This window comes from Streptomyces sp. NPDC049887, assembly GCF_040656535.1.
GTDB lineage: Bacteria > Actinomycetota > Actinomycetes > Streptomycetales > Streptomycetaceae > Streptomyces.
This window is the reverse complement of the sequence record NZ_JBFAMM010000003.1, coordinates 357,884-383,265: the sequence shown is the minus strand read 5'-3', so window position 1 is coordinate 383,265 and position 25,382 is coordinate 357,884. Positions and strand designations below refer to the sequence as shown.

The 25,382-nt window shown below is 72.4% G+C and carries 25 protein-coding genes; 16 read left to right on the top strand and 9 right to left on the bottom strand.

The features are described 5' to 3' along the window. Window positions 1-84: 84 nt before the first annotated feature. The 3 genes from AB0J10_RS05885 to AB0J10_RS05875 are packed head-to-tail and all read right to left on the bottom strand — an operon-like array spanning window position 85 to window position 1,875. Entirely contained in the window at window positions 85-582 is a 498-nt protein-coding gene (locus AB0J10_RS05885) for a Rieske (2Fe-2S) protein (RefSeq protein WP_363058198.1), read from the bottom strand. Continuing rightward, window positions 579-1,175: a DUF6529 family protein gene (locus AB0J10_RS05880; RefSeq protein ID WP_363058196.1), complete on the bottom strand. Its 597-nt coding sequence runs from the start codon at window positions 1,173-1,175 to the stop codon at window positions 579-581. The genes AB0J10_RS05885 and AB0J10_RS05880 overlap by 4 nt, the downstream gene beginning before the upstream one ends. A gap of 19 nt (window positions 1,176-1,194) precedes the next feature. Further along, entirely contained in the window at window positions 1,195-1,875 is a 681-nt protein-coding gene (locus AB0J10_RS05875; protein ID WP_363058194.1) for a hypothetical protein, read from the bottom strand. Between the two features lie 164 nt (window positions 1,876-2,039). On the opposite strand from AB0J10_RS05875, the gene AB0J10_RS05870 reads away from it, so the two are divergent. The 6 genes from AB0J10_RS05870 (at window position 2,040) to der (ending at window position 7,119) form a co-directional block, all read left to right on the top strand. Beyond that, on the top strand, window positions 2,040-2,501 hold the full coding sequence (locus AB0J10_RS05870) for a YidB family protein (RefSeq protein ID WP_363058192.1): 462 nt from the start codon (window positions 2,040-2,042) through the stop codon (window positions 2,499-2,501). 186 nt (window positions 2,502-2,687) lie between these two features. Continuing rightward, window positions 2,688-3,050 (top strand): chorismate mutase, encoded by a 363-nt coding sequence (aroH, locus tag AB0J10_RS05865; RefSeq protein WP_363058190.1) that lies wholly within the window; start codon window positions 2,688-2,690, stop codon window positions 3,048-3,050. Next, a complete protein-coding gene (locus AB0J10_RS05860; RefSeq protein WP_363058188.1) occupies window positions 3,047-4,132 on the top strand; it encodes a prephenate dehydrogenase in 1,086 nt (361 codons plus the stop codon). The genes aroH and AB0J10_RS05860 overlap by 4 nt, the downstream gene beginning before the upstream one ends. 143 nt (window positions 4,133-4,275) lie before the next feature. After that, window positions 4,276-4,956: a (d)CMP kinase gene (gene cmk / locus AB0J10_RS05855; protein WP_363058186.1), complete on the top strand. Its 681-nt coding sequence runs from the start codon at window positions 4,276-4,278 to the stop codon at window positions 4,954-4,956. 53 nt (window positions 4,957-5,009) lie between these two features. Beyond that, entirely contained in the window at window positions 5,010-5,597 is a 588-nt protein-coding gene (locus AB0J10_RS05850; protein WP_363058285.1) for a lysophospholipid acyltransferase family protein, read from the top strand. A gap of 73 nt (window positions 5,598-5,670) precedes the next feature. After that, window positions 5,671-7,119: a ribosome biogenesis GTPase Der gene (der, locus tag AB0J10_RS05845; RefSeq protein WP_363058184.1), complete on the top strand. Its 1,449-nt coding sequence runs from the start codon at window positions 5,671-5,673 to the stop codon at window positions 7,117-7,119. Between the two features lie 172 nt (window positions 7,120-7,291). On the opposite strand, the gene AB0J10_RS05840 is transcribed toward der, so the two are convergent. Together AB0J10_RS05840 and AB0J10_RS05835 are read right to left on the bottom strand one after the other, a co-directional pair. Then, a complete protein-coding gene (locus AB0J10_RS05840) occupies window positions 7,292-7,585 on the bottom strand; it encodes a hypothetical protein (RefSeq protein WP_363058182.1) in 294 nt (97 codons plus the stop codon). 116 nt (window positions 7,586-7,701) lie between these two features. After that, window positions 7,702-8,535 (bottom strand): hypothetical protein, encoded by an 834-nt coding sequence (locus AB0J10_RS05835; RefSeq protein WP_363058180.1) that lies wholly within the window; start codon window positions 8,533-8,535, stop codon window positions 7,702-7,704. 363 nt (window positions 8,536-8,898) lie between these two features. Here AB0J10_RS05835 and AB0J10_RS05830 point away from each other — a divergent pair, with 363 nt between their 5' ends. Genes AB0J10_RS05830 through AB0J10_RS05820 form a run of 3 tightly spaced genes read left to right on the top strand, consistent with a single transcriptional unit; the run spans window position 8,899 to window position 11,999 of the window. Continuing rightward, the gene (locus AB0J10_RS05830) at window positions 8,899-10,182 is read left to right on the top strand and encodes a glycosyltransferase (RefSeq protein ID WP_363058179.1); all 1,284 of its coding nucleotides are present in this window, start codon (window positions 8,899-8,901) and stop codon (window positions 10,180-10,182) included. Beyond that, complete coding sequence (locus AB0J10_RS05825) at window positions 10,179-10,982, top strand: hypothetical protein (protein ID WP_363058177.1); 804 nt, start codon at window positions 10,179-10,181, stop codon at window positions 10,980-10,982. Before AB0J10_RS05830 ends, AB0J10_RS05825 begins: the two co-directional genes overlap by 4 nt. Window positions 10,983-11,033: 51 nt before the next feature. Continuing rightward, window positions 11,034-11,999: a YafY family protein gene (locus AB0J10_RS05820; RefSeq protein ID WP_363058175.1), complete on the top strand. Its 966-nt coding sequence runs from the start codon at window positions 11,034-11,036 to the stop codon at window positions 11,997-11,999. Here the strand turns inward: AB0J10_RS05820 and ctaD are convergent. After that, window positions 11,950-13,674, bottom strand: coding sequence for a cytochrome c oxidase subunit I (gene ctaD, locus AB0J10_RS05815; protein ID WP_363058173.1), 1,725 nt, complete (start codon window positions 13,672-13,674; stop codon window positions 11,950-11,952). The genes AB0J10_RS05820 and ctaD overlap by 50 nt on opposite strands. A 456-nt stretch (window positions 13,675-14,130) precedes the next feature. On the opposite strand from ctaD, the gene AB0J10_RS05810 reads away from it, so the two are divergent. Next, window positions 14,131-14,346, top strand: a complete 216-nt coding sequence (locus AB0J10_RS05810; RefSeq protein WP_363058171.1) for an I78 family peptidase inhibitor — start codon at window positions 14,131-14,133, stop codon at window positions 14,344-14,346. Window positions 14,347-14,484: 138 nt separating this feature from the next. Here AB0J10_RS05810 and AB0J10_RS05805 read toward each other — a convergent pair whose 3' ends face one another. After that, window positions 14,485-15,561 (bottom strand): phosphatase PAP2 family protein, encoded by a 1,077-nt coding sequence (locus AB0J10_RS05805; protein ID WP_363058169.1) that lies wholly within the window; start codon window positions 15,559-15,561, stop codon window positions 14,485-14,487. Between the two features lie 412 nt (window positions 15,562-15,973). Between AB0J10_RS05805 and AB0J10_RS05800 the strand changes: the two genes are divergently transcribed. Next, window positions 15,974-17,701, top strand: a complete 1,728-nt coding sequence (locus tag AB0J10_RS05800) for an MFS transporter (RefSeq protein WP_363058167.1) — start codon at window positions 15,974-15,976, stop codon at window positions 17,699-17,701. Window positions 17,702-17,860: 159 nt separating this feature from the next. After that, window positions 17,861-19,051 (top strand): acyl-CoA dehydrogenase family protein, encoded by a 1,191-nt coding sequence (locus tag AB0J10_RS05795; RefSeq protein WP_363058165.1) that lies wholly within the window; start codon window positions 17,861-17,863, stop codon window positions 19,049-19,051. 39 nt (window positions 19,052-19,090) lie between these two features. On the opposite strand, the gene AB0J10_RS05790 is transcribed toward AB0J10_RS05795, so the two are convergent. Then, the gene (locus tag AB0J10_RS05790; protein ID WP_363058163.1) at window positions 19,091-19,525 is read right to left on the bottom strand and encodes a cell division protein SepF; all 435 of its coding nucleotides are present in this window, start codon (window positions 19,523-19,525) and stop codon (window positions 19,091-19,093) included. Between the two features lie 289 nt (window positions 19,526-19,814). On the opposite strand from AB0J10_RS05790, the gene AB0J10_RS05785 reads away from it, so the two are divergent. From AB0J10_RS05785 to AB0J10_RS05775, 3 genes are all read left to right on the top strand, one after another. After that, window positions 19,815-21,056, top strand: coding sequence for a DUF5685 family protein (locus AB0J10_RS05785; RefSeq protein ID WP_363058161.1), 1,242 nt, complete (start codon window positions 19,815-19,817; stop codon window positions 21,054-21,056). Window positions 21,057-22,186: 1,130 nt separating this feature from the next. Then, window positions 22,187-23,092, top strand: coding sequence for a S1 family peptidase (locus AB0J10_RS05780; RefSeq protein WP_363058159.1), 906 nt, complete (start codon window positions 22,187-22,189; stop codon window positions 23,090-23,092). A gap of 411 nt (window positions 23,093-23,503) precedes the next feature. Further along, entirely contained in the window at window positions 23,504-23,983 is a 480-nt protein-coding gene (locus AB0J10_RS05775; protein WP_363058157.1) for a hypothetical protein, read from the top strand. Window positions 23,984-24,066: 83 nt separating this feature from the next. Here AB0J10_RS05775 and AB0J10_RS05770 read toward each other — a convergent pair whose 3' ends face one another. Beyond that, window positions 24,067-24,969: a DUF4231 domain-containing protein gene (locus tag AB0J10_RS05770; protein ID WP_363058283.1), complete on the bottom strand. Its 903-nt coding sequence runs from the start codon at window positions 24,967-24,969 to the stop codon at window positions 24,067-24,069. A gap of 282 nt (window positions 24,970-25,251) precedes the next feature. Between AB0J10_RS05770 and fxsA the strand changes: the two genes are divergently transcribed. Then, window positions 25,252-25,368, top strand: coding sequence for an FxSxx-COOH cyclophane-containing RiPP peptide (gene fxsA, locus AB0J10_RS05765; protein WP_138056110.1), 117 nt, complete (start codon window positions 25,252-25,254; stop codon window positions 25,366-25,368). Window positions 25,369-25,382: the final 14 nt, after the last annotated feature.

The following is a 25,382-nucleotide window of genomic DNA, read 5'->3' as shown; positions in this document are numbered from 1 at the left end:
GATCTCGTTCCGGAGACCGCCTGGGCGAGCCGGATCTCGTTCCGGAGACCGCCTGGGCGAGCCGGATCTCGTTCCGGAGACCGCCTAGGCGAGCCGGATCTCGCCCCCGGAGACGGCGATCCGCCTCTCCCCAAGCGGCCGGGTCGCGGGCCCCTTCACCACCGCGCCGTCCTCGGCAGCGAACTCGCTTCCGTGGCAGGGGCAGTCGATGGTGCCGTTCTCCACCTTGTCGACGAGACAGCCCTGGTGGGTGCAGACCGCGGAGAACGCCTTGAACTCCCCGGCCACCGGCTGGGTCACGACGACCTTCTCGGCCTTGAAGACCTTCCCGCCGCCTTCCGGCACCTCGGACGTGGTGCCGAGGGGCGCGCCCCCGGCGGCCGGTGGCTGCGCCGGGCCGCCGGTCGCCTCCGGCGTGGGCGGCGGGGACGCCCCGCCGCCGTCCTCCTCGCCGTAGCGGCTGCAGCCCGCAGCCGTCACCGCCAGGGCGCCCGCCGCCCCCGCCCGCACCACCGTCCGCCGGGCCACGCCCTCCGTGCCGGTGCGGCCGTTCGTCGAGCTGCAGCGTGTGCCGTCCGTCATGTCGTCACTCCGAAGGTGCGGAAGAACCACAGCGCCGAGGTGAGCCACAGGACCGTGAGCGCGGCGAAGACCAGTCCGCCGACGACGGGCAGCAGCCACCCGGGCAGCCGTTCGATGCGCAACAGCAACATCTTCGCGCTGAACGCGCCGAAGAAGAAGCACCCCAGCAGGGAGTGCCAGGCCGCGCGGGCGCTCTGCGTCTGATAACCCAGGGCGTACAGGCAGTGCACCGCCACCGGCACGGCGAGGAGGAAGGCCACCCGGCCCGACCAGCGGTGCAGTACCGGTGTCCAGGAGGCGGGTCGTACACCCGGCAGCCTGCCGTACATCACGAGCGCCGACACCGGCTGCACCAGTCCGAACGCGAGGGCCGCCGTCGCCAGCCACGACTTCACCGCGCCTGTGCTGCTGAAACCGGCGAGGTTGAACGCGGTCCCTGCCGGGTCGTGGAATCTGCCGTACACCCCGAGGACCACCGCCACCGCGGCTCCGACCAGCACCGGGACGGCGATCCGCGCCGGTCCGCGCAGGGTCCGGCCGTCCGGCCCGCCGGGCGGGAGGTCCTGGGGCCGTGCGTTCGGGTCCACGCTCATGGCTGCACCTCGGGGATGCTCAGGGGGTGACGGGGCGGGCGGTGATCTGCTCGCCGTCGATCGTGACGGCGCCCGTGCCCGGGTCGATCGGGGGAGCGGCGGCGGGCTCGCCGTCGCGGTTGACGACGCCGACCTGACGGCCGTTCTGCAGCACGATCCACCCGCCGTCGACCTTGGTCCCCCGCACCTCCGCGGTGGCGCGGTACACACCGGCGGGCTTGGCCGCACGGGCGGCGGTGAACGGGTGGCCGGCGTTCCGGACCGTGACCGTCCCTTCGACCCGGTCCTCGTTCACGGTGCCGTCGAGCGTCGCCCCGGTCCTGCTCTTCAGGCGCATGCTCCCGTCCGCGGCCACGTCGCCGCGCAGCCATGCCTCCTGCGTACGGCCGTCGCAGTAGTACGCGACGGCCTTTCCCTTGCGCAGGGTGATGGCGACGGAGGCCCTGTCGTCCTGGGTGCGCCCCGCGTACTTGGCGTCCGGGGGTGGCGTCGGGGACGGCGACCGGACCGCGGGCACCCTGGGCTGCACGGGTGGGCTGGCGGCCGGGCCCGTCGGGGGAACCGGGCTCGGGGGTGGGCTCGTGGTCGACCGGTCGAGCGACGTGGGAGCGGGTTCGCCGGTCGTGGCGTTGAGCGACAGCATGAACAGGCCGAGCAGCAGTCCGGCGAAGAGCGTGATCAGCGGCCCTGCGCGCTTCATCGGCGCCTCCCGCGGGACGGACCGGGCAGTGGGATGTCCATGCAAGCCGAGGTCACAGCCCGTGTCCAACCGGACGACACCGCGTGATAGCCCGAGTGGCGGCAGGTGCCGCCGTGGGTGACATTGACCGTTGTCTACCATTTCCCCGCGCGAAAGGCAGGACCATGGCGGGTAACGATCTCGGCGGCCTTCTGGGCGGCCTCCTCGGCGGCGGGCAGGGCGGAACCTCCGGAGGGGACATCCTGGGCGCGCTCCTCGGCGCGCTCACCGGCAACGGCCGGAGCGGAGCGGCAGGAGCGGCGGGAGCGACCGCCGGGGCCGGTGGGGGGTCCGCAGGCAACCCGCTCGGTGGGCTGCTCGACGTGCTGGCCCGGTCCGGGCTTGCGGAACAGGCCCAGTCATGGATCGGTACGGGACAGAACCAGCAGGTCAGCGGCGGGCAGATCGCCGAGGCGCTGCCGAACGAGACCCTCGACAAGGTCGCCCGGGACACCGGGCTGACACCTCAGCAGGCGGCCGACCGGATCGCGCAGTCCCTGCCGCAGGCCGTCGACAGGCTGACCCCGTCAGGGCAGCTGCCGCAGGGCGCCTCGCTGGAGGAGATCATCCGGCAGCAGCGGATCTGACACGGCACAGCCCCCCTGGCCGGTCCGCGGCGGTCGCGCCCCGCGCGGGCCGGCCACCATGGCCCCGCCCGGTCGGCGCCCCGTCCGCCGGGGCTCGCCCGGCAGGCCCTGCCCGACGCGGCACTAGGCTGATCGGAGTATCCGCGGGTCCGTGGCCGCGGAGTCGAGGCCGAGGAGGAGCACGAGGTGGCGGTACGAGCCGTCCGGGGAGCCGTCCAGCTGGAACGGGACGAGGCCGGGCACATGGACGAGCAGGTCGGTGCACTGCTCTCCGCCATCCTGGAGCGCAACGGGCTCACGGCGGACGACCTGATCAGCATCTGGTTCACGGCCACACCGGACCTGCACAGCGAGTTCCCGGCCGCCGCCGCGCGCGGCCTCGGCATCGTCGACGTGCCCCTCATCTGCGCCCAGGAACTCGACATCGCCGGAGCGATGCCCCGCGTCGTGCGCATACTCGCCCATATCGAGTCCGACCTGCCCAAGTCCCGGATCGCGCACGTCTACCTCGGTGCCGCCGCCGCCCTTCGCAAGGACATCGCCCAGTGAGAACCGCCCTCGTCATCGGAACCGGCCTGATCGGCACCTCGGCGGCCCTCGCGCTCGCCGGGCGCGGGGTCGCCGTCCACCTCACGGACCACGACCCCGCCCGGGCGAGGACCGCGGCCGCGCTCGGCGCGGGCACCGACGAGCCCCCCGAGGGCCCCGTCGACCTCGCGGTCGTCGCCGTGCCGCCCGCTCATGTGCCCGCGACGCTCGCCGAGGCGATGCGCGCCGGGACCGCGCGCGGCTACCTCGACGTGGCCAGTGTCAAGGGCGGTCCCCGGCGCGAGCTGGAGGCGCTGGGTGTCGACATCTCGGCGTACATCGGCACGCACCCCATGTCGGGCAAGGAGCGTTCCGGGCCACTGGCGGCCACCGCCGATCTCTTCGAAGGGCGGCCCTGGGTGCTCACGCCGACCCGGGAGACCGACACCGAGGTGCTGAACCTGGCGCTGGAACTGGTCGCGCTCTGCCGCGCCGTCCCCGTGGTGATGGACGCAGACGCCCACGACCGCGCGGTCGCGCTGGTCTCGCACACGCCCCAGCTGATCTCGTCCATGGTCGCGGCGCGGCTGGCCGACGCGGACGAGACGGCCGTACGGCTGTGCGGGCAGGGCATCCGCGACGTGACCCGGATCGCGGCCTCCGACCCCCGGATGTGGATCGACATCCTCTCCGCCAATCCCGGCCCCGTCGCCGACGTCCTCGCGGGCGTCGCCGCGGACCTGGACGAGACGGTGCGCGCCCTGCGCGCCCTGCAGTCCTCCGACGAGGACAAGCGGCGCGAGGGGGCGGGTGGGGTCGAGGACGTCCTGCGCCGCGGCAACGCGGGCCGCGAGCGCGTCCCCGGCAAGCACGGCGCCGCCCCGGCCGTGTACGAGACCGTCGCCGTCCTCATCGGCGACCGGCCGGGAGAGCTCGCCCGCATCTTCGCCGACGCGGGCAGCGCGGGCGTCAACATCGAGGACGTCCGTATCGAGCACGCCACCGGGCAGCAGGCGGGTCTGGTCCAGCTCATGGTGGAGCCCTCGGCCGCCCCTGTGCTGGCGGCGGCGCTGCGGGAGCGGGGCTGGGCCCTGCGCCAGTGACCCCTGGGGCGGCTGCTTCCCGGGCCCTGCCGGCCGGTCCGGGAAGCGGTGCATGGGGCCCGTCCCGCACTCGGTAACCTTGTGCAGGGCACCTTGGCATTCCGGCCTGCCCGCACACCAGCTTCAGGAAGGTCTCCGACACCGTGGAATCCGTGATCGTCGCCATCGACGGCCCCTCCGGCACGGGCAAGTCGAGCACCTCCAAGGCGGTCGCCGCAGAGCTGGGTCTCAGCTACCTGGACACCGGCGCCCAGTACCGGGCGATCACCTGGTGGATGCTGACCAACGGCGTCGACGTGGACGACCCCGCGGCCGTCGCGACCGTCTGCGACAAGCCGGTGATCGAGTCGGGCACGGATCCGCTCGCCCCGACGATCAGCGTCGACGGAGCGGACGCCTCCGGCCCGATCCGCACCCAGGACGTGACCTCCAAGGTGAGTGCCGTCAGCGCGGTCCCCGAGGTGCGCGCCCGGATCACCGAGCTGCAGCGGACCATCGCCGGAGCCGCCAGGAAGGGCATCGTCGTCGAGGGCCGGGACATCGGCACCACCGTCCTCCCCGGCGCCGATGTGAAGATCTTCCTCACCGCCTCCCCGGAGGCCCGCGCGGCCCGCCGCAGCGGGGAGCTGAAGGGCAAGGAGGCGCGCGATGTCGCGTCCACCCGCGAGGCGCTGATCAAGCGGGACGCCGCGGACTCCAGCCGGAAGGCCTCCCCGCTGGCCAAGGCGGACGACGCCGTCGAGGTCGACACCACCGATCTCACGCTCAAGCAGGTCATCGAGTGTGTCGTCGCTCTCGTTGAGGAGAAGCGGGCCGCGAAGTGACCGTTCCGTCCGCGAGGGGCGCCGCCGTCGGCCGGGCCATCGGCATCGGCCTCATGAACACGCTGTGGCGGCCCCGGGTGCTGGGCGCCTGGCAGGTGCCGGCCACCGGGCCCGTCATCCTCGCCGTAAACCACGCCCACAACATCGACGGTCCGATGCTCATGGGCACGGCGCCCAGGCCGGTGCACTTCCTCATCAAGAAGGAGGCGTTCGTCGGCCCCCTCGACCCCTTCCTGACCGGGATCGGTCAGCTCAAGGTGGACCGTACGAGCACGGACCGGGCCGCCGTGACCAACGCCCTCGGCGTGCTGGAGAACGGCGGCGTCCTCGGGATCTTCCCCGAGGGCACCCGAGGAGGCGGCGACTTCACCGCCATCCGCGCCGGGCTCGCGTACTTCGCCGTGCGCACCGGGGCCCCGATCGTCCCGGTCGCCGTGCTGGGAGGCGGCGAGCGCGGAGGACGGTTGATACCGGCGCTGCCCCCGCTGCGCAGCCGCTTCGACATCGTCTTCGGCGAGCCCTTCGAGCCCGGTGACGGCAGCGGGCGGCGCACCCGCAAGGCGCTCGACGAGGCGACCGTACGCATCCAGGAACGGCTCACCGCCCACCTGGAAAACGCCAAGCGCCTCAGCGGGCGCTGAGCGAGACTTCAGTAGTGGGCCGCGGCCGCACGGGCCCGGTTCACCGACCACGAATGAACGAGGAACGGACTTCATGAACGACCAGCACGACCACGGGGCACTCGGCGACACCGAGTACACGGAGTTCATGGAGCTCGCCGCGGAGGAGGGCTTCGACCTCGAGGACGTCGAGGGCGCCATCGAGGAGGCCGGCCACGGCCCGCTGCCCGTCCTCGCCGTCGTCGGCCGTCCCAATGTCGGCAAGTCGACCCTGGTGAACCGCTTCATCGGCCGCCGCGAGGCCGTCGTCGAGGACAAGCCCGGGGTCACCCGTGACCGGGTCACGTACGAGGCCGAGTGGGCGGGCCGCCGCTTCAAGGTCGTCGACACCGGCGGCTGGGAGCAGGACGTCCTCGGCATCGACGCCTCCGTGGCCGCCCAGGCCGAGTTCGCCATCGAGGCCGCCGACGCCGTCGTCTTCGTCGTGGACGCCACCGTCGGCGCCACCGACACCGACGAGGCCGTCGTGAAGCTGCTGCGCCGTGCGGGGAAGCCCGTCGTGCTGGCTGCCAACAAGGTCGACGGCCCGTCCGCCGAGGCCGACGCCGCCATGCTCTGGTCCCTGGGTCTGGGCGAGCCGTTCCCGGTGTCGGCGCTGCACGGCCGTGGCACCGGCGACCTGCTCGACGAGGTGCTCAAGGCCCTCCCCGACGCCCCCGCCCAGACCTTCGGCACCGCCGTCGGCGGCCCGCGCCGTATCGCCCTCATCGGCCGTCCGAACGTCGGGAAGTCGTCCCTGCTGAACAAGGTGGCCGGCGAGGAGCGGGTCGTCGTCAACGAGATGGCCGGCACCACCCGCGACCCGGTCGACGAACTCATCGAACTCGGTGGCACGACCTGGAAGTTCGTGGACACCGCGGGCATCCGCAAGAAGGTGCACCTCCAGGAGGGCGCGGACTACTACGCCTCGCTGCGCACCGCGGCCGCCGTCGAGAAGGCCGAGGTCGCCGTCGTACTGATCGACACCAGCGAGTCCATCTCGGTCCAGGACCAGCGGATCATCACCATGGCCGTCGAGGCGGGCCGTGCGCTTGTCATCGCCTACAACAAGTGGGACACCCTCGACGAGGAGCGCCGCTACTACCTGGAGCGCGAGATCGAGACGGAGATGCAGCAGGTCTCCTGGGCGCCGCGGGTGAACGTCTCGGCCGCGACCGGCCGGCACATGGAGAAGCTGGTCCCGGCGATCGAGACGGCGCTGGCGGGCTGGGAGACCCGGGTGCCGACCGGCAGGCTCAACGCCTTCCTCGGCGAGCTGGTCTCCGCACACCCCCACCCGATCCGCGGCGGCAAGCAGCCCCGGATCCTGTTCGGTACGCAGGCCGGTACCAAGCCGCCGCGCTTCGTGCTCTTCGCCTCCGGCTTCCTGGAGCACGGCTACCGCCGCTTCGTGGAGCGCAGGCTGCGCGAGGAGTTCGGCTTCGAGGGCACCCCCATCCACATCTCGGTGCGGGTCCGGGAGAAGCGGTCCAAGAAGAAGTGACCCGCGGGGCGCGCCGCGCCCAGGGCACTGCGGGCGCGCACCGCGCCGCCCTGCGCCCGGACGGCCCCGGGCTGCGCGCACTCCACCGAGCCCGCACGGACGCGGGACACTCGGCACACACGCCGAACGGCCGGGACGGATGCCGTCCCGGCCGTTCGCGTTCCACCGCGGGTCACAGCCCCCTGCGGGGCGCGGGCGGCAGCGCGCGGGCGTGGAGCCCCGCCGCGTGCTGCCGGAACCCGGCCGGCCAGGGGCTGAGCCGGCCGCCGGCAACGGCGCCGAGACCGGCGCCGTTGCCGTGCCGACCGGTGCCGAAGCCCCTGAAGGCGAGATCCTCCTCGCCCGTACGGTCACCGGGCAGTGTCCGGAAGGCCCTTCGGTACTCGGAGTACAGCGCGTCGTAGATCGGGGTGGCCGAGGCGTTCCGGCTCTCGTACGGCCGGTGGGTGGGGTCGTCTGTGTGCACATAGGGGCCAACGACCCCGATGCCCGTCGGATGCGGGCCCGACCCGGAAAACGCAGTTCGGCGGGGGTACGGGGGGCGCACGCCCCGGTCCGCGTCCGGCACCGGGCCCGCAGCCCTCAGGTGCCCGCGAGCGGCATCGCCGCGGCGACCAGCCGGCCGTTCGCCGCGGCCTTGTCGAGAGCGTCGCGGAGCAGGTCCTCGCGCGGCTGCTGGCCGATCGAACCGACCGGGGCGGCGAAGACGAGGACCTTGTGCGACTTGTTGGCTGCGGTGCGCCAGCCGTCCGTCACCTGCAGCGGCTGGTGGGCCTGCCACCAGGCGGCCTGGCCGCTCCCGCCGGTGCCCGGCTGGAGTACGGCGTGCAGCTGCCCCATGGCGAGCAGTACCGACCACCCGTGCAGCACGGGGGGCAGCTGGTCGACCGTGGAGACCGGCAGGAAGCCCTGCTCGATCAGCAGCGGCAGGAAGTCGTCGCCGCCCTCGCCGAGGCTGCCGGGGCGGGCGATGGGTGCGGTCGGCTCCACGACGAGCGCGGGGTGCAGCTCGTCGCCGATCAGGACCAGGCCGCTGGTCACGCCGAGCACCGCCTGTTCCCGGGGGGCGGCCGGCATGCCGTGCCCCGGCTGGTGGCCGGGGTGGACCGCCTGCGGCCGGTGGCCGGCCGGGTCCGCGGCCTCGCCGGTGATGGAGCGGACGGCGCCCTTGAGCTGTTCCTCGGCGACCTGGACGACCTGGGAGGGGATGCAGCTGGCGTGGGCGAAGGCGAGGACGGCGGTCTCCTCGCCCACGAACAGTACGGTGCTGGTCCGCTCCTGCTCGGAGTCGCCCGGGGTGCGGCAGGAGGTGCAGTCGTAGCTGCCCGGGGCGTTCTCGCCGGCGAGCAGCCGGTCGGCTTCTTCGTCGCCGATCTCGGCGCGTACGTCCTCGCTGACGTCGAGCATGCGCGGCACGGGTTGCTCCTCGGACTCGGTGCGTGGTGGTGCGCCGGGCGGTTCCCGGCTCGTAACGAGCACAACGGGAGACTCGGGGCAAGAGTCACGCGACGGGGTCCTCAGGACGACAGATCGTCACGTAGACACATCGACAAATCGTGAGCGGTCGCGGCAAATCGTGAGCGGTCGCGGCCCGGGCGGCGACACGCCGGTCAGCACCGACCGTTACGCACGGCCCCGGCATGCCGACAGGACGGGAGCGGTCGGATCGCCCACAGTAGGGACCGGACGGGGAACCCGAGTCCCCCGGCCACCCTCCGGATCCCCGGGCCCGGCGAAGTCCCGTCCCGGCCACCACATCGCCAGGGGGAGCGGCACCGCATGCACATCTCGTTCCTGCTCCACAACGCCTACGGAATCGGCGGGACGATCCGCACGACGTTCACCCTCGCCGCCACCCTGGCCGAGCGGCACGACGTGGAGATCGTCTCGGTCTTCCGCCACCGCGAGGAGCCGACCCTGGGCGCACCGCCGGGCGTGACCATGCGTCACCTCCTCGACCTCCGGCAGGGCAGCCCCACATACGACGGCACCGACCCCGACTACACCCGCCCCGCCCGGGTCTTCCCGCGGGGCGACGGGCGCTGGAGGCAGTACAGCCGCCTCACGGACGTGCGCATCGCCGCGTACCTGAGGTCCCTGCAGGCCGACGTCGTCGTCGGCACCCGCCCCGGGCTCAACGTCCACATCACCCGCCAGGCTCCCCGCGGCCCGGTCCGCGTGGGCCAGGAGCACCTGACCCTGGACAGCCACGACTACCGTCTGCGCCGCGAGATCGCCCACCGCTACGCCCTGCTCGACGCGGTCACCACCGTGACGGAGGCCGACGCCCGGGCCTACCGGACGCGTCTGCGGCTGCCGGACGTACGGATCGAGGCCGTGCCCAACAGCGTGCCGGCGCCGGCCCTGGCCCCCGCGGACGGGCACAGCACCTGGGTCGTCGCGGCCGGCCGGCTGCTCAAGGTCAAGCGCTACGACCTGCTCGTCAAGGCATTCTCCAAGGTCGTCGCCGCGCGCCCCGACTGGCGGCTGCGGATCTACGGCGGCGGCGACGCCACCGGCAACGAACGCGAGGCGCTGCTGACCCTGATCGCCCGGCGCGGTCTGCACAACCACGTCTTCCTGATGGGGCCGGTCCACCCGCTGGAGCCGGAGTGGGTCAAGGGCTCCATCGCCGCGGTGACCTCGGACAGGGAGTCCTTCGGCATGACGATCGTCGAGGCGATGCGCTGCGGCCTGCCCGTCGTCTCCACCGACTGCCCGCACGGCCCGCGCGAGATCATCGACGACGGCGTCGACGGACTGCTCGTGCCCGTGGGCGACGAGGACGCGGTCGCCGACGCCCTGCTCGCCCTGATCGACGACGACGACCTGCGGCGGAGGACCGGTGCGGCGGCGCTGAAGGCGTCCCGGCGGTTCGACCCGGCGCGGATCGCGGAGCGGCACGAGGCGCTGTTCGCCGAGTTGGTCGCCCGGGGCGCGCGCGTCCGCTCCCGGTCCGCGCTCCGGGACGTCGTGCACCGCTCGCGCGGCGCCGTACTGGACGCGGCGTACGCACTGCGGTACCGGGCCGCAGACACCGTCCGCAAGGGGAGGCCGGCATGACCGCGCCCACCGGGGGAGGGTCGGCACGGCGCGCCGACTGCATCGCGGACGCGGCCGGCGGTGTCACCTTCGACATCGCAGGCCCGGGCGCCCCGGACGCCTCGCTCGTCCTGCGCAGGCGCGGCGGCGGCACCGCGGACGCCGTCCGGCTACCGCTGACCCCGGCGGGCGGCAGCCACTCCCGGGCCGTGCTGCCCAGCACCGTCGAACTCGCCGAAGGGCACTGGGACGCGTACACGGACGACGGTTCGGCGGTAGTGCCCGGCATCCGCGATCTGCGGGCCCTGGTCGGCCGGGCCCCGCAGGCGGGCCGGATCACGGCCCGGGTCCCGTACCCGACCGCCGACGGGCGGCTCGCGGTGCGCTGCTGGCTGCGCCACCCGCACGCCGAGGCAGGGGACATCGGCGTGGCTCGGGGGGCCTGCACGATCGAGGGCGTGCTGTACGGGGCGGTGCTCGGCGCGGGCGCCGTGGGGGAGGCCCGGCTGGGCGGGGCCGTCCACCGGGTGCCGGCGGCCGCCGGTGGGGGCGGGCGCTTCGCCCTCACGCTGCCGTACGCGACGCTCGCCGGGCCGGGCGTGGACGGGGAGCGTTCGTGGACCCTGTGGCTGCGGCCCTCGGAAGGTGCCGAGCCGGTGCGGATCTCCCGCATCCTCGACGACCTCTGGGACCGGCGGAGCGTCTTCGTGTATCCGGCCCACGAGGGGACGGGCTACCGGGCGGCGCCCTGCTACACCGCCGGCAACGACCTGTGCGTACGGCTGACGCCCGGGACACGACCGGGACCGCGCCGGGCGTGAGATCCCTTATCAGGACAGCGGGTGTCCGCGATCGGCGGCAGACTGGCCCGCATGATGCAGACCTCGGCGCGACTCCTGCGTCTGCTGTCCTTGTTGCAGGCCCACCGTGACTGGTCCGGGGCCGAACTCGCCGACCGGCTGGGCGTCACAGCGCGCACCGTGCGCCGGGACGTCGACCGGCTGCGCGAACTCGGCTACCCGGTCAACGCCAGCCCCGGCACCGGAGGGGGCTACCAGCTCGGAGCCGGTGCCGAACTGCCGCCCCTGCTGCTCGACGACGACGAGGCCGTCGCCGTCGCCGTCGGGTTGCGCACCGCGGCGGGGAACGGCGTCGAGGGCATCGGGGAGGCGTCCGTACGAGCCCTGGCCAAGCTCGAACAGGTGCTGCCGCACCGGCTGCGCCGCCGGGTCGGCGCGCTCAACGCCTTCACGGTGCCGATGCTGCGCGCACCGCGGGACCAGGTGGACCCCTCCGTCCTGACCGAGCTGGCGAACGCCTGTCGCGACGGCGAGCGGCTGCGCTTCGCGTACCGCGACCACAACGGCTCGACGAGCCGGCGGACCGTGGACCCCCACCGGCTCGTCTGCACCGAGCGCCGCTGGTACCTCGTCGCCTGGGACGTCGACCGCGAGGACTGGCGCACCTTCCGCGTCGACCGGGTCACCCCGCGACCGCCGCACGGGCCGCGCGTCCCGCCGCGCACCCCGCCCGCCGAGGACCTCGCCGCCTATGTGTCCCGGGGGGTGTCGACGGCGACGTACGCGGAGACGGCGGTGATCAGACTGCTGGTACCCGTCGAGCGCGCGGCCGCGGTCGTCTCGCCCTCCACCGGGTTGCTGGAGGCCGAGGGGCCCGGCAGCTGCCTGCTGCGCACCGGTGCCGGAAGTCTGGACGTGATGGTCGTTCACGTGGTGCTGATGGGCTTCGACTTCGAGGTGGTCGAGCCGGTGGGGCTGACCGAGCACATCAGGACCGTGCGGGACCGCCTGGGCCGGGCTCTGGACGCCGCCGGCTGACGTCGTCGTGCGGGGACTCCGGCACCGCCGGACGCAGTTGCGCGAACTCCGGGTGGTGCAGGTCGAACGCGGGTGACTCGGAGCGCACCCGGGGGATGGTGGTGAAGTTGTGTCTCGGCGGCGGGCAGGACGTCGCCCACTCCAGCGACCGGCCGAACCCCCACGGGTCGTCGGCGGTGACCTTCTCGGCGTACTTCTGGGTCTTCCAGACGTTGTAGAGGAACGGCAGCGTGGACGCGCCGAGCAGGAAGGCGCCGATCGTGGAGACGGTGTTCAGCGCGGTGAAGCCGTCGGCGGCCAGGTAGTCGGAGTACCGGCGGGGCATGCCCTCCGCGCCCAGCCAGTGCTGGACCAGGAAGGTGATCTGGAAGCCGAGGAAGAGCGTCCAGAAGTGGATCTTCCCGAGGCGCTCGTCGAGGAGCCTGCCGGTGAACTTCGGCCACCAGAAGTAGAAGCCGGCGAACATCGCGAAGACGACCGTGCCGAAGACCGTGTAGTGGAAGTGGGCCACGATGAAGTACGAGTCGGTCACGTGGAAGTCCATCGGGGGTGAGGCGATGATGACGCCGGTCAGCCCGCCCAGGAGGAACGACACCAGGAAGCCGACCGCCCACAGCATCGGCGTCTCGAACGACAGCGAGCCCTTGAGCATCGTGCCGCTCCAGTTGAAGAACTTCACCCCGGTCGGCACGGCGATCAGGAACGACAGCAGCGAGAAGAAGGGCAGCAGTACGGCGCCGGTGGCGAACATGTGGTGGGCCCACACCACCACCGAGAGTCCGGTGATCGCCATCGTGGCCCCGACGAGGGTCAGATAGCCGAAGACCGGCTTCCTGGAGAAGACCGGGATGATCTCCGTGATGATGCCGAAGAACGGCAGCGCGATGATGTAGACCTCGGGATGGCCGAAGAACCAGAACAGGTGCTGCCACAGCAGCGCGCCGCCGTTCCCGGCCTCGAAGACCACCGAGCCGAAGCGCCGGTCCGACTCCAGCACCAGCAGCGCCGCCGCCAGTACCGGGAAGGCCACCAGCACCAGGATCGTCGTGAACAGGATGTTCCAGGTGAAGATCGGCATCCGGAACATCGTCATTCCCGGCGCCCGCATCCCGATGATCGTCGCCAGGAAGTTCACGGAGGTGAGGATCGTGCCGAAGCCGGACAGGGCCAGCCCCATGATCCACAGGTCGATGCCGGGGCCGGGGGAGCGTTCCAGGCTGTTGAGCGGCGCGTACGCGGTCCAGCCGAAGGCGGCGGGGCCGGTCGGCACGATCAGTGAGCCGAGCACCATCAGCCCGCCGAAGAGGAACAGCCAGTACGAGAACATGTTCAGCCGCGGGAAGGCCACGTCCGGCGCGCCGATCTGCAGCGGCACGATCTCGTTGGCGAAGCCCGCGAAGGTCGGCGTCGCGAAGAGCAGCAGCATGATCGTGCCGTGCAGGGTGAACGCCTGGTTGAACGTCTGGTTGGTGACCAGCTGGAGCCCGGGGCGGGCCAGCTCCGCCCGCATCAGCATCGCCATCAGCCCGGCGATCAGGAAGAAGACGAACGACGTGACCAGATAGAGGTGCCCGATCTTCTTGTGGTCGGTGGTCGTCAGCCATTCCACGACCACCCGGCCCCGCCGGCGCACCGGCGCCGGTGCGCCGGCGGCCTCGGCGGTGTCCGTGCCCATGGGCCGATGCTAGCCACGGGGCTCCGTACGAGCCGGAGGGACACGGAACGGGGCGCGGTGCGATACGCGTACGGGTGAGCGACCGATTCGTCCGGGGCCGTCACCTGTTCGTCCGGAAACAGCACCGGTTCGTCCGGAAGTAGGACGTGCGTAAAACGCGATGAATTCACGCCGCGCGGACGGCCGGGGAAAGTGCGCGGCAGGTGTGATTCGCGGTCCCGGGCGGGATGTGTGGCAACGGTTCGGGAATTCCGTGGGAATTCCTGTGCGAACAACTCGGATTGCCCGTACTGATGATCGATGCCGGGCTAAACGCATGTCGTGAACCTGTGACAGAAGTGTGACCGGTGGGGTGCGTGGGGCGGGGGATGAGTGCGGTACCTCCCTTCCGCACCGCTTTTCGCCGGCCGCCGACGGGCCTTCCGTCACCGTCCGCTGCCGCCTACGGTGATTCCCATGGCACCGACACCGACCCCCTCAGGACAGCCGGACGACTCCCCGGAGTCTTACGTCGGCCTCGACGCCGACACCGCGGAGCGGCGCGCACGCGGCCGCGGCTGGACCACCGTCAGATCGCTTCCGCCCGGCTCCGTCATCACCATGGAGTTCCTCGAGGGCCGGCTGAACTTCGAGGTCGAGGACGGCACCGTCCGCCGCTGCTGGAAGGGCTGACCACGAGGACCGGGGCGTACCGCAGGCACCCGGACGCGGCCCGAAGGACCCCGGCACGGCACGGCGGGCAAGGCGAAGGCCCCGACCGAGGTCGGGGCCTTCGCCGTGGGAACCTCCGCGGGACGCAGTCCCGGGCCGTCAGCCGCCCACCGGGCGCGACCGGGGCGCGCGCCGGCTCCCGGCCGGGGCCGTGGTCCAGGGGGCGTGCGGCGGATGCGGTGAGCGCCCCACCGGGTGCGTGCGAGCCTGCCCGTGCCGGGCGGCCGCGGTCACGCCGGACGGGCCCGGCGCTCCGGCCTGCTGCTTCTGCCCGGCCGGCAGCGCGGCGCTGCCGACGGTGCTCCTCGTGCTCGCCGTACGGGCGGCGCTTGTCGCACCCACCGGGCGGCGCACCGGTTCCCCGCCGTCCTCGGCCGGGACCCGCTGCGGGTACACGGCCGGCCGCGGGCCGCCGGAGGCGACGGGCAGTGACGGCACCGGCAGCCGACGGGCGCGCAGCTGGTTCCGCAGCGAGAGGACCGCGTCCTCGACGCGTGCGATGAGCGGCTCGCACCACGGCAGGGCGAGCAGGATCAGCAGACCGGCGGCCCAGCCCAGCAGCACGTCGCTGAGCCAGTGCGTACCGAGGTAGACGGTCGTCAGCCCGACGCCCAGGGCGACCACGGCGGACAGCGCCGACAGATACCGCCTGGCCCGCGGCGTGGTGGCCAGATAGGCGAGGATTCCCCAGGTCACGACGGCATTGGCGGTGTGTCCCGAAGGGAATATATCGCCGCCGGCGAAGAGTTCGGCGGAGCCGATCTGCGTCGCGTAGTGCGGGCCCAGCCGGCCCAGGCCCAGTTTGACCGCTCCCACCGTCGCGTTCAGCAGCAGCAGCGAGGCGCCCAGCACCAGCAGCGGACGCAGCGTGTGCTGCCGCCACGAGCGCCAGCCGAGCCAGGCGGCGACCATCACGGCCGTCGGGCCGCGCTGGCCGAGCACCACGAAGTAGTCCAGGAACGCGTGCAGTTCGGGCCACTGCTGATACGGCCGGAAGAGCATGACCTTCCAGTCGACGATCACCAGCCAGGACGAGATGAGCACGGCGACGACGATCGCGAGATAGAACGCCGAAGTCCCGCCGAAGAGGGCGAGACGGGTGCGGCTCATCCGCGGGATCTCTATCTTCGGCGGCTCCGGCTCCCGGTCCAGACGGGCAAAGATGTCGGTACGCACCCAATCGACGTTACAGCGAGTGAGTGTCCGCCCAGGCCGATCCAGGCTCTTCGTGATGACGATGTGATGTGGACTATGTCTCAGCGGCGCATTGAAAGAGTGCCGCCGGCTAAATCCGGCGGGCCGTGAACCCTATTGCAGGCACCGGTTCTCCGTAAGTGTGTTTGCAGGCGGCGGTAACACTTCACGGGATTGCCGCGCCGAATTCCGGACCCGTTCGCGGTGATCGCGGGCGCCGCGCCGGAGTGGCGCACGCCACACCCGCCCGGCCTCCGAGGTGAGAGGTGCACCACGCGCCGCCGTCCGGGACTCGCGTACTCTGGCTGATCACTCGCCCGTCGATGCCGGGCCGCCCACCGGGCCAAGCCCCCGGCCGGGCCCACCGACGCGAGACCCAGCAGGAGGTACGTACATGTTCGGGAGGACCACGGCCGGAGCACGCCCGCGTGCCGCCGGCGGCGGTGCCAACCGCTGGGTCGTCCTGCTCGTCCTCTGCGTGAGCCTGCTGCTGGTCGCGCTGGACGCGACCGTGCTCCACGTCGCCGTGCCCGCCGTCACGGAGGACCTCCGCCCGTCCGGGGTCGAACTCCTGTGGATCGTCGACGCCTACCCCCTGGTGTGCGCCTCGCTGCTGATCCTCTTCGGCACCCTCGGCGACCGGGTCGGGCGCCGCCGCGTCCTGCTGCTCGGCTACGCGCTCTTCGGCGTCGCCTCGGCCGTCGCCGCGCTGGCCACCACACCCGAGGTGCTCGTCGGCGCCCGGGCCCTGCTCGGCGTCGGCGGCGCGATGATCATGCCGGCGACGCTCTCCATACTCCGGGCCGTCTTCCCGGACCGGCGCGAGCGCGCCACCGCCATCGGCATCTGGACCGCCGTCGCCGCGGTCGGCGCCGCCACCGGTCCCGTCCTGGGCGGCTTCCTCGTCCAGCACTTCTGGTGGGGCTCGGTCTTCCTGATCAACATCCCGCTGATGCTGCTGATCCTGCCGGTCGGCCGCTGGCTGCTCCCGGAGTCCCGGGGCGACGGCGGGGGCCCGTGGGACGTCCTCGGGGCACTCATGGCCGCCGCCGGAGTGCTCGGCGTCGTCCTCGGCGTCAAGCGGCTCGGGGCCGGCGACGCCCTGCTGGACCACCGCACGGCCGGCCCGCTGCTCGCCGGGACCGTGCTCCTCGTCCTCTTCGTCCGCCGCCAGAAGCGCCGCAGGCATCCGCTGATCGACATGCGGATGTTCGCCCGGGCGACCTTCTCCACCTCCGTCGGCTGCATCGTCCTCGCCATGCTGGCACTCGTCGGCCTGGAGCTGATCGCCGTCCAGTACCTCCAGCTCGTGCTCGGGCTGAGCCCGCTGGAGACCGGTCTGCGGCTGCTGCCGCTCACCTTCGCCGCGATGGCCGCCGGAGCCACCGGCTCCTTCACCCTCCGCCGCCTCGGCCCCCGGCGGATGGTCGGCTGGGGCTTCGTGCTCACGGCCGCCGCCGTGGTGCTGCTGACCCTGATGGGGCAGCACGACCGGCCGCTGCTGCTCACCGCAGGTTTCGTCCTCCTCGGCTTCGGACTGCAGACCACGCTCTTCGGCGCGTACGAGTCGATGCTCAGCGAGGCCCCGCCGGAGCAGGCCGGCGGTGCCGCCGCCATCGGGGAGACCTCCTACCAGCTGGGCGCGGGCATGGGCATCGCGCTGCTCGGCAGCGTCATGAACGCCGCCTACGCCCCCGGGCTCGACGACGCCGCGAGCGCTCCGCCCGCGGCGCGCAGTGCCGCCGCACACTCCCTGGGCGAGGCGTACCAGGTGGCCCTCCAACTGGGCGGACCCGCCGGGGACGCGCTGCGGACCGCCGCTCGGCACGCCTTCGTCCACGGACTGCACGTCACGCTGTTCGTCAGCGCCGGGCTGCTGCTGCTCGGCGCGCTGGCCGCGCTCCGGCTGCCGAAGGCCATGGAGTGCGCCGAGCCCGACGGACTCACGGGCCTCCACGACGGGCAGCGGGCCCCGGACACCCGGCCCGTGTCTCCGGCGCCGGAGCCCGCACTGCCGGGCACCCCGCTCCGGGACCACGTCCGGCCGGAGCCGGCGGTCCCCGCGCGCCGCGCGCCCGCGGAGGCGGCCGGCCCGGCACGCACTGGACGCACGGCACACTGAGCCGTAACGTCAGCGCCGAGCATCAACTACCACTGCTGGCCGTTGCCGTGGCCGGAGAGGTCCACCGGCAGACCTTTCCGGCCACGCCACCGGTTTTCCAGGACACCGGCTGCCGTCCGTGACCCGGACAGCGCCGTGCGAGCCGCCGGAGGCACCCTCATGTCCGCACCCTCGAAGCTGCCGCCCTTCGACCCCGCCGACCCCCTCGGCATCGACGACCTGCTGGAGCCGGAGGATCTCGCGGTCCGCGACACGGTCCGCTCCTGGGCCGCCGACCGCGTGCTGCCGCACATCGCCGAGTGGTACGAGAGCGGTGAACTCCCCGCTGTCCGCGAACTGGCCCGGGAACTCGGCTCGATCGGCGCTCTCGGCATGTCGCTGACCGGCTACGGCTGTGCCGGTGCCACCTCCGTCCAGTACGGACTCGCCTGCCTGGAACTGGAGGCCGCCGACTCCGGTATCCGCTCGCTCGTCTCCGTCCAGGGCTCCCTCGCCATGTACGCGATCCGGAAGTACGGCTCCGAGGAGCAGAAGCAGCGGTGGCTGCCGTCCATGGCGGCCGGCGAGACCATCGGCTGCTTCGGGCTCACCGAGCCCGACCACGGCTCCGACCCGGCAGGAATGCGCACCTACGCCAAGCGCGACGGCTCCGACTGGGTGCTCAACGGGCGCAAGATGTGGATCACCAACGGCTCCGTCGCCGGCGTCGCCGTCGTCTGGGCCCAGACCGACGACGGCATCCGGGGCTTCGCCGTCCCCACCGACGCACCGGGCTTCTCGGCCCCCGAGATCCGGCACAAGTGGTCGCTGCGGGCCTCCGTCACCAGCGAACTCGTCCTGGACGAGGTGCGGCTGCCGCAGGACGCCGTCCTCCCGGGCGTGACGGGACTCAAGGGCCCGCTCAGCTGTCTGTCGCACGCCCGGTACGGCATCGTCTGGGGTGCGATGGGCGCGGCGCGCTCCAGCTTCGAGTCGGCGCTCGACTACGCGAGGACGCGGGAGCAGTTCGGTAGGCCCATCGGGGGCTTCCAGCTCACCCAGGCCAAGCTCGCCGACATGGCCCTCGAACTGCACAAGGGAATCCTGCTCGCCCACCATCTCGGGCGGCGGATGGACGCCGGGACGCTCCGCCCGGAGCAGGTCAGTTTCGGAAAGCTGAACAATGTACGGGAGGCGATCGAGATCTGCCGCACCGCGCGCACGATCCTCGGCGCCAACGGGATCTCCCTCGAGTACCCCGTGATGCGGCACGCCACCAACCTCGAGTCGGTGCTCACCTACGAGGGCACCGTCGAGATGCACCAGCTCGTGCTGGGCAAGGCGCTCACCGGCCTCGACGCATTCCGGTAGGCCGACCGTCCCGTTGCGGCCGGCCGGCGAGCGCCCCGCTCAGCTCTGGTTGTAGAAGCCGTCGCCCGGGCGGCCCGCGGACTCCCCGCTGACGATCTCCGTGTCGGCGGGGGTCAGCAGGAAGACCCGGGTCGCCACGCGCTCGATGGAGCCGCGCAGTCCGAAGGTCAGCCCGGCCGCGAAGTCCACCACGCGCTTGGCGTCCGAGGGCTCCATGGAGGTCAGGTTGACGATGACGGGAACGCCCTCGCGGAAGTGCTCGCCGATGCCGCGCGCGTCCCGGAAGCTGTCGGGGGAGATGGTGGCGATACGGCGGCCCTGCTCCTCGGCCGTCTCGGAGGCCACCCGGACGCGCGGGTCGGTCACCCACTGGTCGCCGGCCCCCGCACCCTCGGCGTACTCGTCGTCGTAGTAGCGCTCGTCGTTGTCCTCGACGAGACCGAGCCATGCACTCGCCTTGCGCACCGATCCCATGGACGCCTCCTTTCGACCGCGGTCACTTGTGGTTCCGCATATCCCTATGGTCGTCCATAATGCGGATCGCGCGCCAAGTGGATAGTCGCCGCGCAGGGGATTCGTGACGGTACTGGTGCAGAACACGTGGCGGTTCGTCAAGATTCTTCCAGCGTAGGGGCCCTGAAGGGGCTCATATCGAAGCAAAATATGAATGCCTCGGCAGACGGGTGAGCGTCGGAGCGTCCGGGTGAACGGGCGGGCCGGATACGATGCGGCCGCACACTCGAACGACACCCGGGGGAACGTCGTGTTCGGAATCGTCCGACCCTGCACCCATCGCCTCACCGACGGGCTCAAGGCGGAGTGGGTGGCCCATCTCTGCGGACTCTGCCTGGCACTTCGCGCGGACCACGGGCAGTTCGCCAGGGTCGTCACGAACTACGACGGGCTGATCGTCTCGGTACTGACGGAGGCTCAGACCGGACGCACCCCCGCGCAGCGGCGCCTGGCCGGGCCCTGCCCGCTCCGGGCCATGCGCACCGCGCCCGTCGCCCGGGGCGAGGGCGCCCGGCTGGCCGCCGCCGTCTCCCTCGTCCTGGCCTCCGCCAAGGTCCGCGACCACGTGGCCGACCGGGACGGGGTGCTGGCCCGCAGGCCGGTGGCCGCGGCCGCGCGGCGGATCGCGGCGGGCTGGGACCGCGCCGGCGCCCGCGCCGGCGCGGCACTGGGCTTTGACACGGAGGTGCTGGCCGACGCGGTGGACCGGCAGGCCGGGATCGAATCGCTGGCCGGCCCCGGCACGCCGCTGCTGGTCGTGACCGAGCCCACGGAGACGGCGACCGCGGCCGCCTTCGCGCACACCGCGGTCCTCGCCGGCCGCCCCGGCAACGCCGCGCCGCTCGCCGAAGCCGGCCGGCTCTTCGGAAGGCTGGCACACCTGCTGGACGCCGTGGAGGACCGGGAGGCCGACGCCGCGTCGGGTGCCTGGAATCCGCTCAGGGCCACCGGGACGAGCCTCTCCGAGGCCCGCCGCCTCGCCGACGACGCCCTCCACGGCATCGGGCTCGCCCTGCGGGACGCGGAGTTCGCGGACGACCGGCTGCTGCACGTGCTCCTCGCACACGAACTGCGGCGCTCCGTGGACCGGGTTTTCGGCGCGGGGGCCTGCGCGCACCGGGGACACGGCGGCCGGCCTCCGCAGGGGGGCGATCCGTTCATCGGCCCTCACGGGGGAGGGGCGGGAGCGCACGGGGCCGCCGGCCCTCACGGAGGCGGCACCCCGTACGGCGGCACCCCGTACGGGGGCGGACCCGGCGGGGACGGGGGTGTGCCGCCCCGGTTCGGCTTCCGCGGTGAGCCGCCCAAGCCCGAGCCGCGCGGCTTCTGGGCGGGCTGCGCGGTCTTCGTCGGCCTGTGCTGCACCTGCCGGCTCTGCTGCGCCGAGCAGTACGAAGGCCCCTGGTCCCGCAAGAAGCGTGAGGGCTGCTGCCACAAGTGCGACTGCAATTGCGGCGGTTGCGACTGCTGCTGCCCCTGCGACGGCTGTTAGACGTGTTGCGAAAGAAGCTCCGTCCGCCCACAGGGCGGGGCCTGCGGCGTCCGGTGCGTGCGACAGCAAGGCGGAGGATCGTCCTCGTACCGGACGTACTCGGATGACTCCGGCAACGCAGCGTAGGGGTACCTCCCGTGCCGAAGCGCTACGGGGGAGTGCGTGCCGGGCGTCGCGGGCCAGCACGGTCTTTCGCAACACGCCCCGGCGCCGGGCGTTCCCGGTTCGGACGGACTCCTCCCCAACGCCCCGGTGTTCGCCTCTTCTCCGGGAGCGCGGGGCCTTCCGGACGGCGTAGGCGGGTACCGGGCTCCGGTTCCGGTCGCGTCCCGGCCTCGGCGGACTCCGCCGGCAGGACTGATCGACGGGCACCGAACCACATCGGGACCGGGGGAAGCGGCACGAAGGCCGTGTCGCCCCGTCTCCTACGGACCACCGGCCTTCACCGTCACCTTCCGGCCCCGGGATTCACACGGAAGGGCGAATTCCGGTCATCCCCGGGGTCTGGTGTGGCTGATGATGGGGCCGTGGTGCCGACGGCCGCGGCCGTGCACGGGTTCCTCCTCGACGGGCGGCTCCCGACCGGTGTCGCCCGGCTCGTCGAGGACCCCGCCCGGGCGGGGGACCACGGGTTTCGCCCGACGGGCGGGGCGACTCGCCGCGGGCCGTGCCCACCGACGTGACCGGAGCGAGGAGCGGTTGCCGTGTCCGGCTCCTGCGACCGGGACCACCGGCCCGGACGGGCTCGCTCACCGTCGTGCCGACCGGACGCCGCTGTCCCCCTCGGTCTTCGCGGCTCGCCTCGCCCGCAACTTCTCCCCCGGGCGGCATGCGCACGGGTGAAGCCCCTGACCACCCCGGGAACCTGATGGGCCGTCGATCCGTCCTACCCGCGACGGACCTCTCCGCCTCGGAGCCGCAACCCCTCCGAGGCCGTTCGGCGTGCCATGGCACCGCTCGGCCGAAAGGCGCCCTTGCGCGGCAAGTTGGCTCGTCGAATACTCCCGAACAGCGCTTGTCAGGGGCACAACGTGACCGGAATCCGGACACATCCCCACGCCCGCTGACTGCGCCTCACGGGCCCGTCACCCCACAGCCGGGCCCCCGATTCCCCTCGGGAGGAACGAGAAGTGAGGATCAAGCGCACCACCCCCACCCACGGCGTGGCCAGACGTACCCGTCTGCTCGCCGTGACGACCGGTCTCGTCGCCGCCGCCGCCCTGGCCGTCCCCACCGCAAGCGCCGTCGAGGCACCCGTCACCTTCAGCGCGTCCCAGCTCTCCGCCGCGAGCGACGCCGTGCTGACCGCCGATGTGGCAGGAACCGCCTGGCATGTCGACAAGGCGACCAACACCCTGGTCGTGACCGCCGACTCAACCGTGTCCAAGGCCGAGATCGCGCAGATCGAGCGGGCGGCCGGCGCCAACGCCGGTGCCCTCCGCATCGAGCGCACCCCCGGCAGGTTCAGCAAGCTCATCTCGGGCGGCGACGCCGTCTACGCCACCAGCTGGCGCTGCTCGCTCGGCTTCAACGTTCGCAGCAGCTCCGGCACTTCGTACTTCCTGACGGCGGGCCACTGCACCGACGGCGCCGGCACCTGGTACGCGAACTCCGGCCGCACCACCGTCCTCGGCCCGACCGCGGGTTCCAGCTTCCCGGGCAACGACTACGGCATCGTGCGCTACAGCAACACCTCCATCTCCAAGCCGGGCACCGTCGGCAGCGTCGACATCACCAGCGCGGCCAACGCCACGGTCGGCATGGCCGTGACCCGCCGCGGTTCCACCACCGGCACCCACAGCGGCACCGTCACCGGCCTCAACGCCACGGTCAACTACGGCGGCGGTGACATCGTCTACGGCATGATCCGCACCAACGTGTGCGCCGAACCGGGCGACAGCGGCGGCCCGCTGTACTCCGGCAGCCGGGCCATCGGCCTCACCTCCGGCGGCAGCGGCAACTGCTCCAGCGGCGGTACGACCTTCTTCCAGCCGGTCACCGAGGCCCTGAGTGCCTACGGAGTCAGTGTCTACTGAGCCGTCCCGCGGAGACACGGAACAACAGCGTCACCACAGGAGCCCCCACCGTTCACCGGTGGCTGTCGGTTGATTCGGGGGTTCGCCCGACGTCGGCCTTCAGGACCCGTTGTGGTCCTGAAGGCCGACTTCGTCGTACGGGGCGGGCGGGTTCCCGGCGGGGTGGGTGAGGGCGGGGCGGTCCTGAGGAGGAGCCCGGTGATCCGGTGCGGGACGGGCGGGAACCGTCGTTCCGCGACCGGGGGTTCGCGGATCTCGTCCGACCCGGGGCGGGACACCAACCGCTGGGACCATGGTCGCGAGAATGTCCGGCCCGTGCGGCCACCCGCATCCTCGCTCGGCGGGGGCTCGACGTATTGCACACTTTTGAGAGGATGGTCGAGCGGTCGGCCACAACGGATCGGGGGGCGGATGAAACGAATCGGAGTGACCGGTCACAGAAGCATTCCGCCCGCGGCCATGCCCCATGTGCTGGCAGGGATGAAGGCGTTGCTGTGCGGCCGCGAGGGGGCGCTGGAAGCGCTCTCCAGCCTGGCCGAGGGGGCCGATCAGCTCTTCGCCGACATCGCCCTCGCCTGCGGCGCCGAGCTCACCGTGGTCATCCCGAGCGGGGACTACGAGGAAGGCTTCGACGACCCGGGCGCCCTGGCCTGCTACCGGCGGCTCCGGTGCCGGGCCAGCCAGGAGGTGCGGCTGGCGTTCCCCCACTCCACGGACGAGGCGTACTACGCTGCCGGTGCCTACATCGCCGACAACTGCGACCGGCTCCTCGCCGTCTGGGACGGCCGGCCCGCCCGCGGCCTCGGCGGTACCGGCGACATCGTGCGGTACGCGCGAGAGCGCGGCACGCCGGTGACGGTGGTGTGGCGCGACGGGGTCGAGCGGGACTGACACCCCGTACGGCGAGGCGGCGCGGTCCGGCACCGGACCGTTCACCGCGCCCGGGGGCTCGACGACTTTTCACTGATGTTCCGTCAACTCCGGTGCTGCACGAGCCAGTCGGTTTGCTGGGGCGAGACGATCCGCTCGGTCTCGTACACCGCCGACGGCCACTGCTCCTCCGTCACCGAGGTCTCCATCGCGATGTGGATCGCGGCCAGATCCTCCTCCACCAGGGAGTGCGCCGCGATCAGCGGCTGATGGCGCCGGATCTCGCTCCACGCCAGACACGCAGCGGCGGCCGCGGACAGCAGTGGTACCGGCTCGGCCGAGTCCGTGACGGAGAACGTGCGCAGTACCCCGAACAGCAGCGCGAGCGCGGTGAGCAGACCGATGGTCGCCGTCCACAGTACGGTGGCGCGCCGGGAGATCTCCGCACGCCGGTGGTACCAGTTGCGCTGCTCGATCAGACGGTCCCTCACATACGTCTCCTTGCGTACGCTGAAGACCTTCTCCCGCAGCAGGCGCATCGGGGTGGTGATCAGCTCGCCGGAGGCCGTGCTCGCGTCGTTCTCCCGAGGATCCACCCAGCCGACCTTGCGCAGTTCACGGAGCCCCTCCTCCAGCCGGGTCGTGAACAGCCGGTCAGGATCGGGCGAGCCGGAGTCGAACGGTGCCCCGTGCACCGCGTAGCGCCAGCACATGGACCGGATGAACTCCGCGGCGGAGCGGTTGAGTTGCCAGTGCGCCTTGGCCCGGCGGCGTGTCCCGCGGAAGCTGACGACGAGCACCCAGGCGTACGCCGACGCGCTCAGCAGGCCCATGAGCTGGAAGGAGTCGCCCACCCTCCCGCGCCAGGGCAGCGCCGCGAACACCGAGCCCAGGACCAGGAGGAGCAGCTGCAGCCGGGTGCCCTTGACGGACTCACGCTGCCGGTCGACGGCCGTCTCGTCCGCGTGGTGGAACAGTGCCGGCAGATCGGCATTTCGAAAGACCATGCTTTGCAGATGGCCGGGAATACCGGTCATGCGCGCCCCCTGTGCGGATTTTGGCTTCACTCGTTCGATGGAATGGCTTGTTCCGTTCGGAGTGGGGCATACTCGCGCAACGCTTTCGTTTCGGCTCTCCGTGCCGAGTTGCTGCGGGTGGCCATGAGAGTAAAGTCGTGCCGCCGACACTGCAACGGTGCCCGGTGCTCCCCCATTAGCACAACATGACCTAGGACGGCCGCCGTGACCCTCCAGACTTCAGTCACCTTCGCTCCTGTGAAGAAGGATCGGGTGCCTCTCACCGAGATCGACGTACGTGACGCCGAGGCGGCAAGGAAGCTGGGTCGGGTGCGCCCCGCCGGCGCCGACCGCTCCGCACGGATGTCCACGTTCAACTCCGCGCTCTAGTCCGGTTCCAGACC

Coding starts and splice junctions, on each gene's coding strand:
- AB0J10_RS05885 (WP_363058198.1), bottom strand. CDS start 582: ATGACGGACGGCACACGCTGCAGCTCGACGAACGGCCGCACCGGCACG.
- AB0J10_RS05880 (WP_363058196.1), bottom strand. CDS start 1,175: ATGAGCGTGGACCCGAACGCACGGCCCCAGGACCTCCCGCCCGGCGGG.
- AB0J10_RS05875 (WP_363058194.1), bottom strand. CDS start 1,875: ATGAAGCGCGCAGGGCCGCTGATCACGCTCTTCGCCGGACTGCTGCTC.
- AB0J10_RS05870 (WP_363058192.1), top strand. CDS start 2,040: ATGGCGGGTAACGATCTCGGCGGCCTTCTGGGCGGCCTCCTCGGCGGC.
- AB0J10_RS05850 (WP_363058285.1), top strand. CDS start 5,010: ATGAACACGCTGTGGCGGCCCCGGGTGCTGGGCGCCTGGCAGGTGCCG.
- der (WP_363058184.1), top strand. CDS start 5,671: ATGAACGACCAGCACGACCACGGGGCACTCGGCGACACCGAGTACACG.
- AB0J10_RS05830 (WP_363058179.1), top strand. CDS start 8,899: ATGCACATCTCGTTCCTGCTCCACAACGCCTACGGAATCGGCGGGACG.
- AB0J10_RS05825 (WP_363058177.1), top strand. CDS start 10,179: ATGACCGCGCCCACCGGGGGAGGGTCGGCACGGCGCGCCGACTGCATC.
- AB0J10_RS05820 (WP_363058175.1), top strand. CDS start 11,034: ATGATGCAGACCTCGGCGCGACTCCTGCGTCTGCTGTCCTTGTTGCAG.
- ctaD (WP_363058173.1), bottom strand. CDS start 13,674: ATGGGCACGGACACCGCCGAGGCCGCCGGCGCACCGGCGCCGGTGCGC.
- AB0J10_RS05810 (WP_363058171.1), top strand. CDS start 14,131: ATGGCACCGACACCGACCCCCTCAGGACAGCCGGACGACTCCCCGGAG.
- AB0J10_RS05800 (WP_363058167.1), top strand. CDS start 15,974: ATGTTCGGGAGGACCACGGCCGGAGCACGCCCGCGTGCCGCCGGCGGC.
- AB0J10_RS05795 (WP_363058165.1), top strand. CDS start 17,861: ATGTCCGCACCCTCGAAGCTGCCGCCCTTCGACCCCGCCGACCCCCTC.
- AB0J10_RS05790 (WP_363058163.1), bottom strand. CDS start 19,525: ATGGGATCGGTGCGCAAGGCGAGTGCATGGCTCGGTCTCGTCGAGGAC.
- AB0J10_RS05775 (WP_363058157.1), top strand. CDS start 23,504: ATGAAACGAATCGGAGTGACCGGTCACAGAAGCATTCCGCCCGCGGCC.
- AB0J10_RS05770 (WP_363058283.1), bottom strand. CDS start 24,969: ATGGTCTTTCGAAATGCCGATCTGCCGGCACTGTTCCACCACGCGGAC.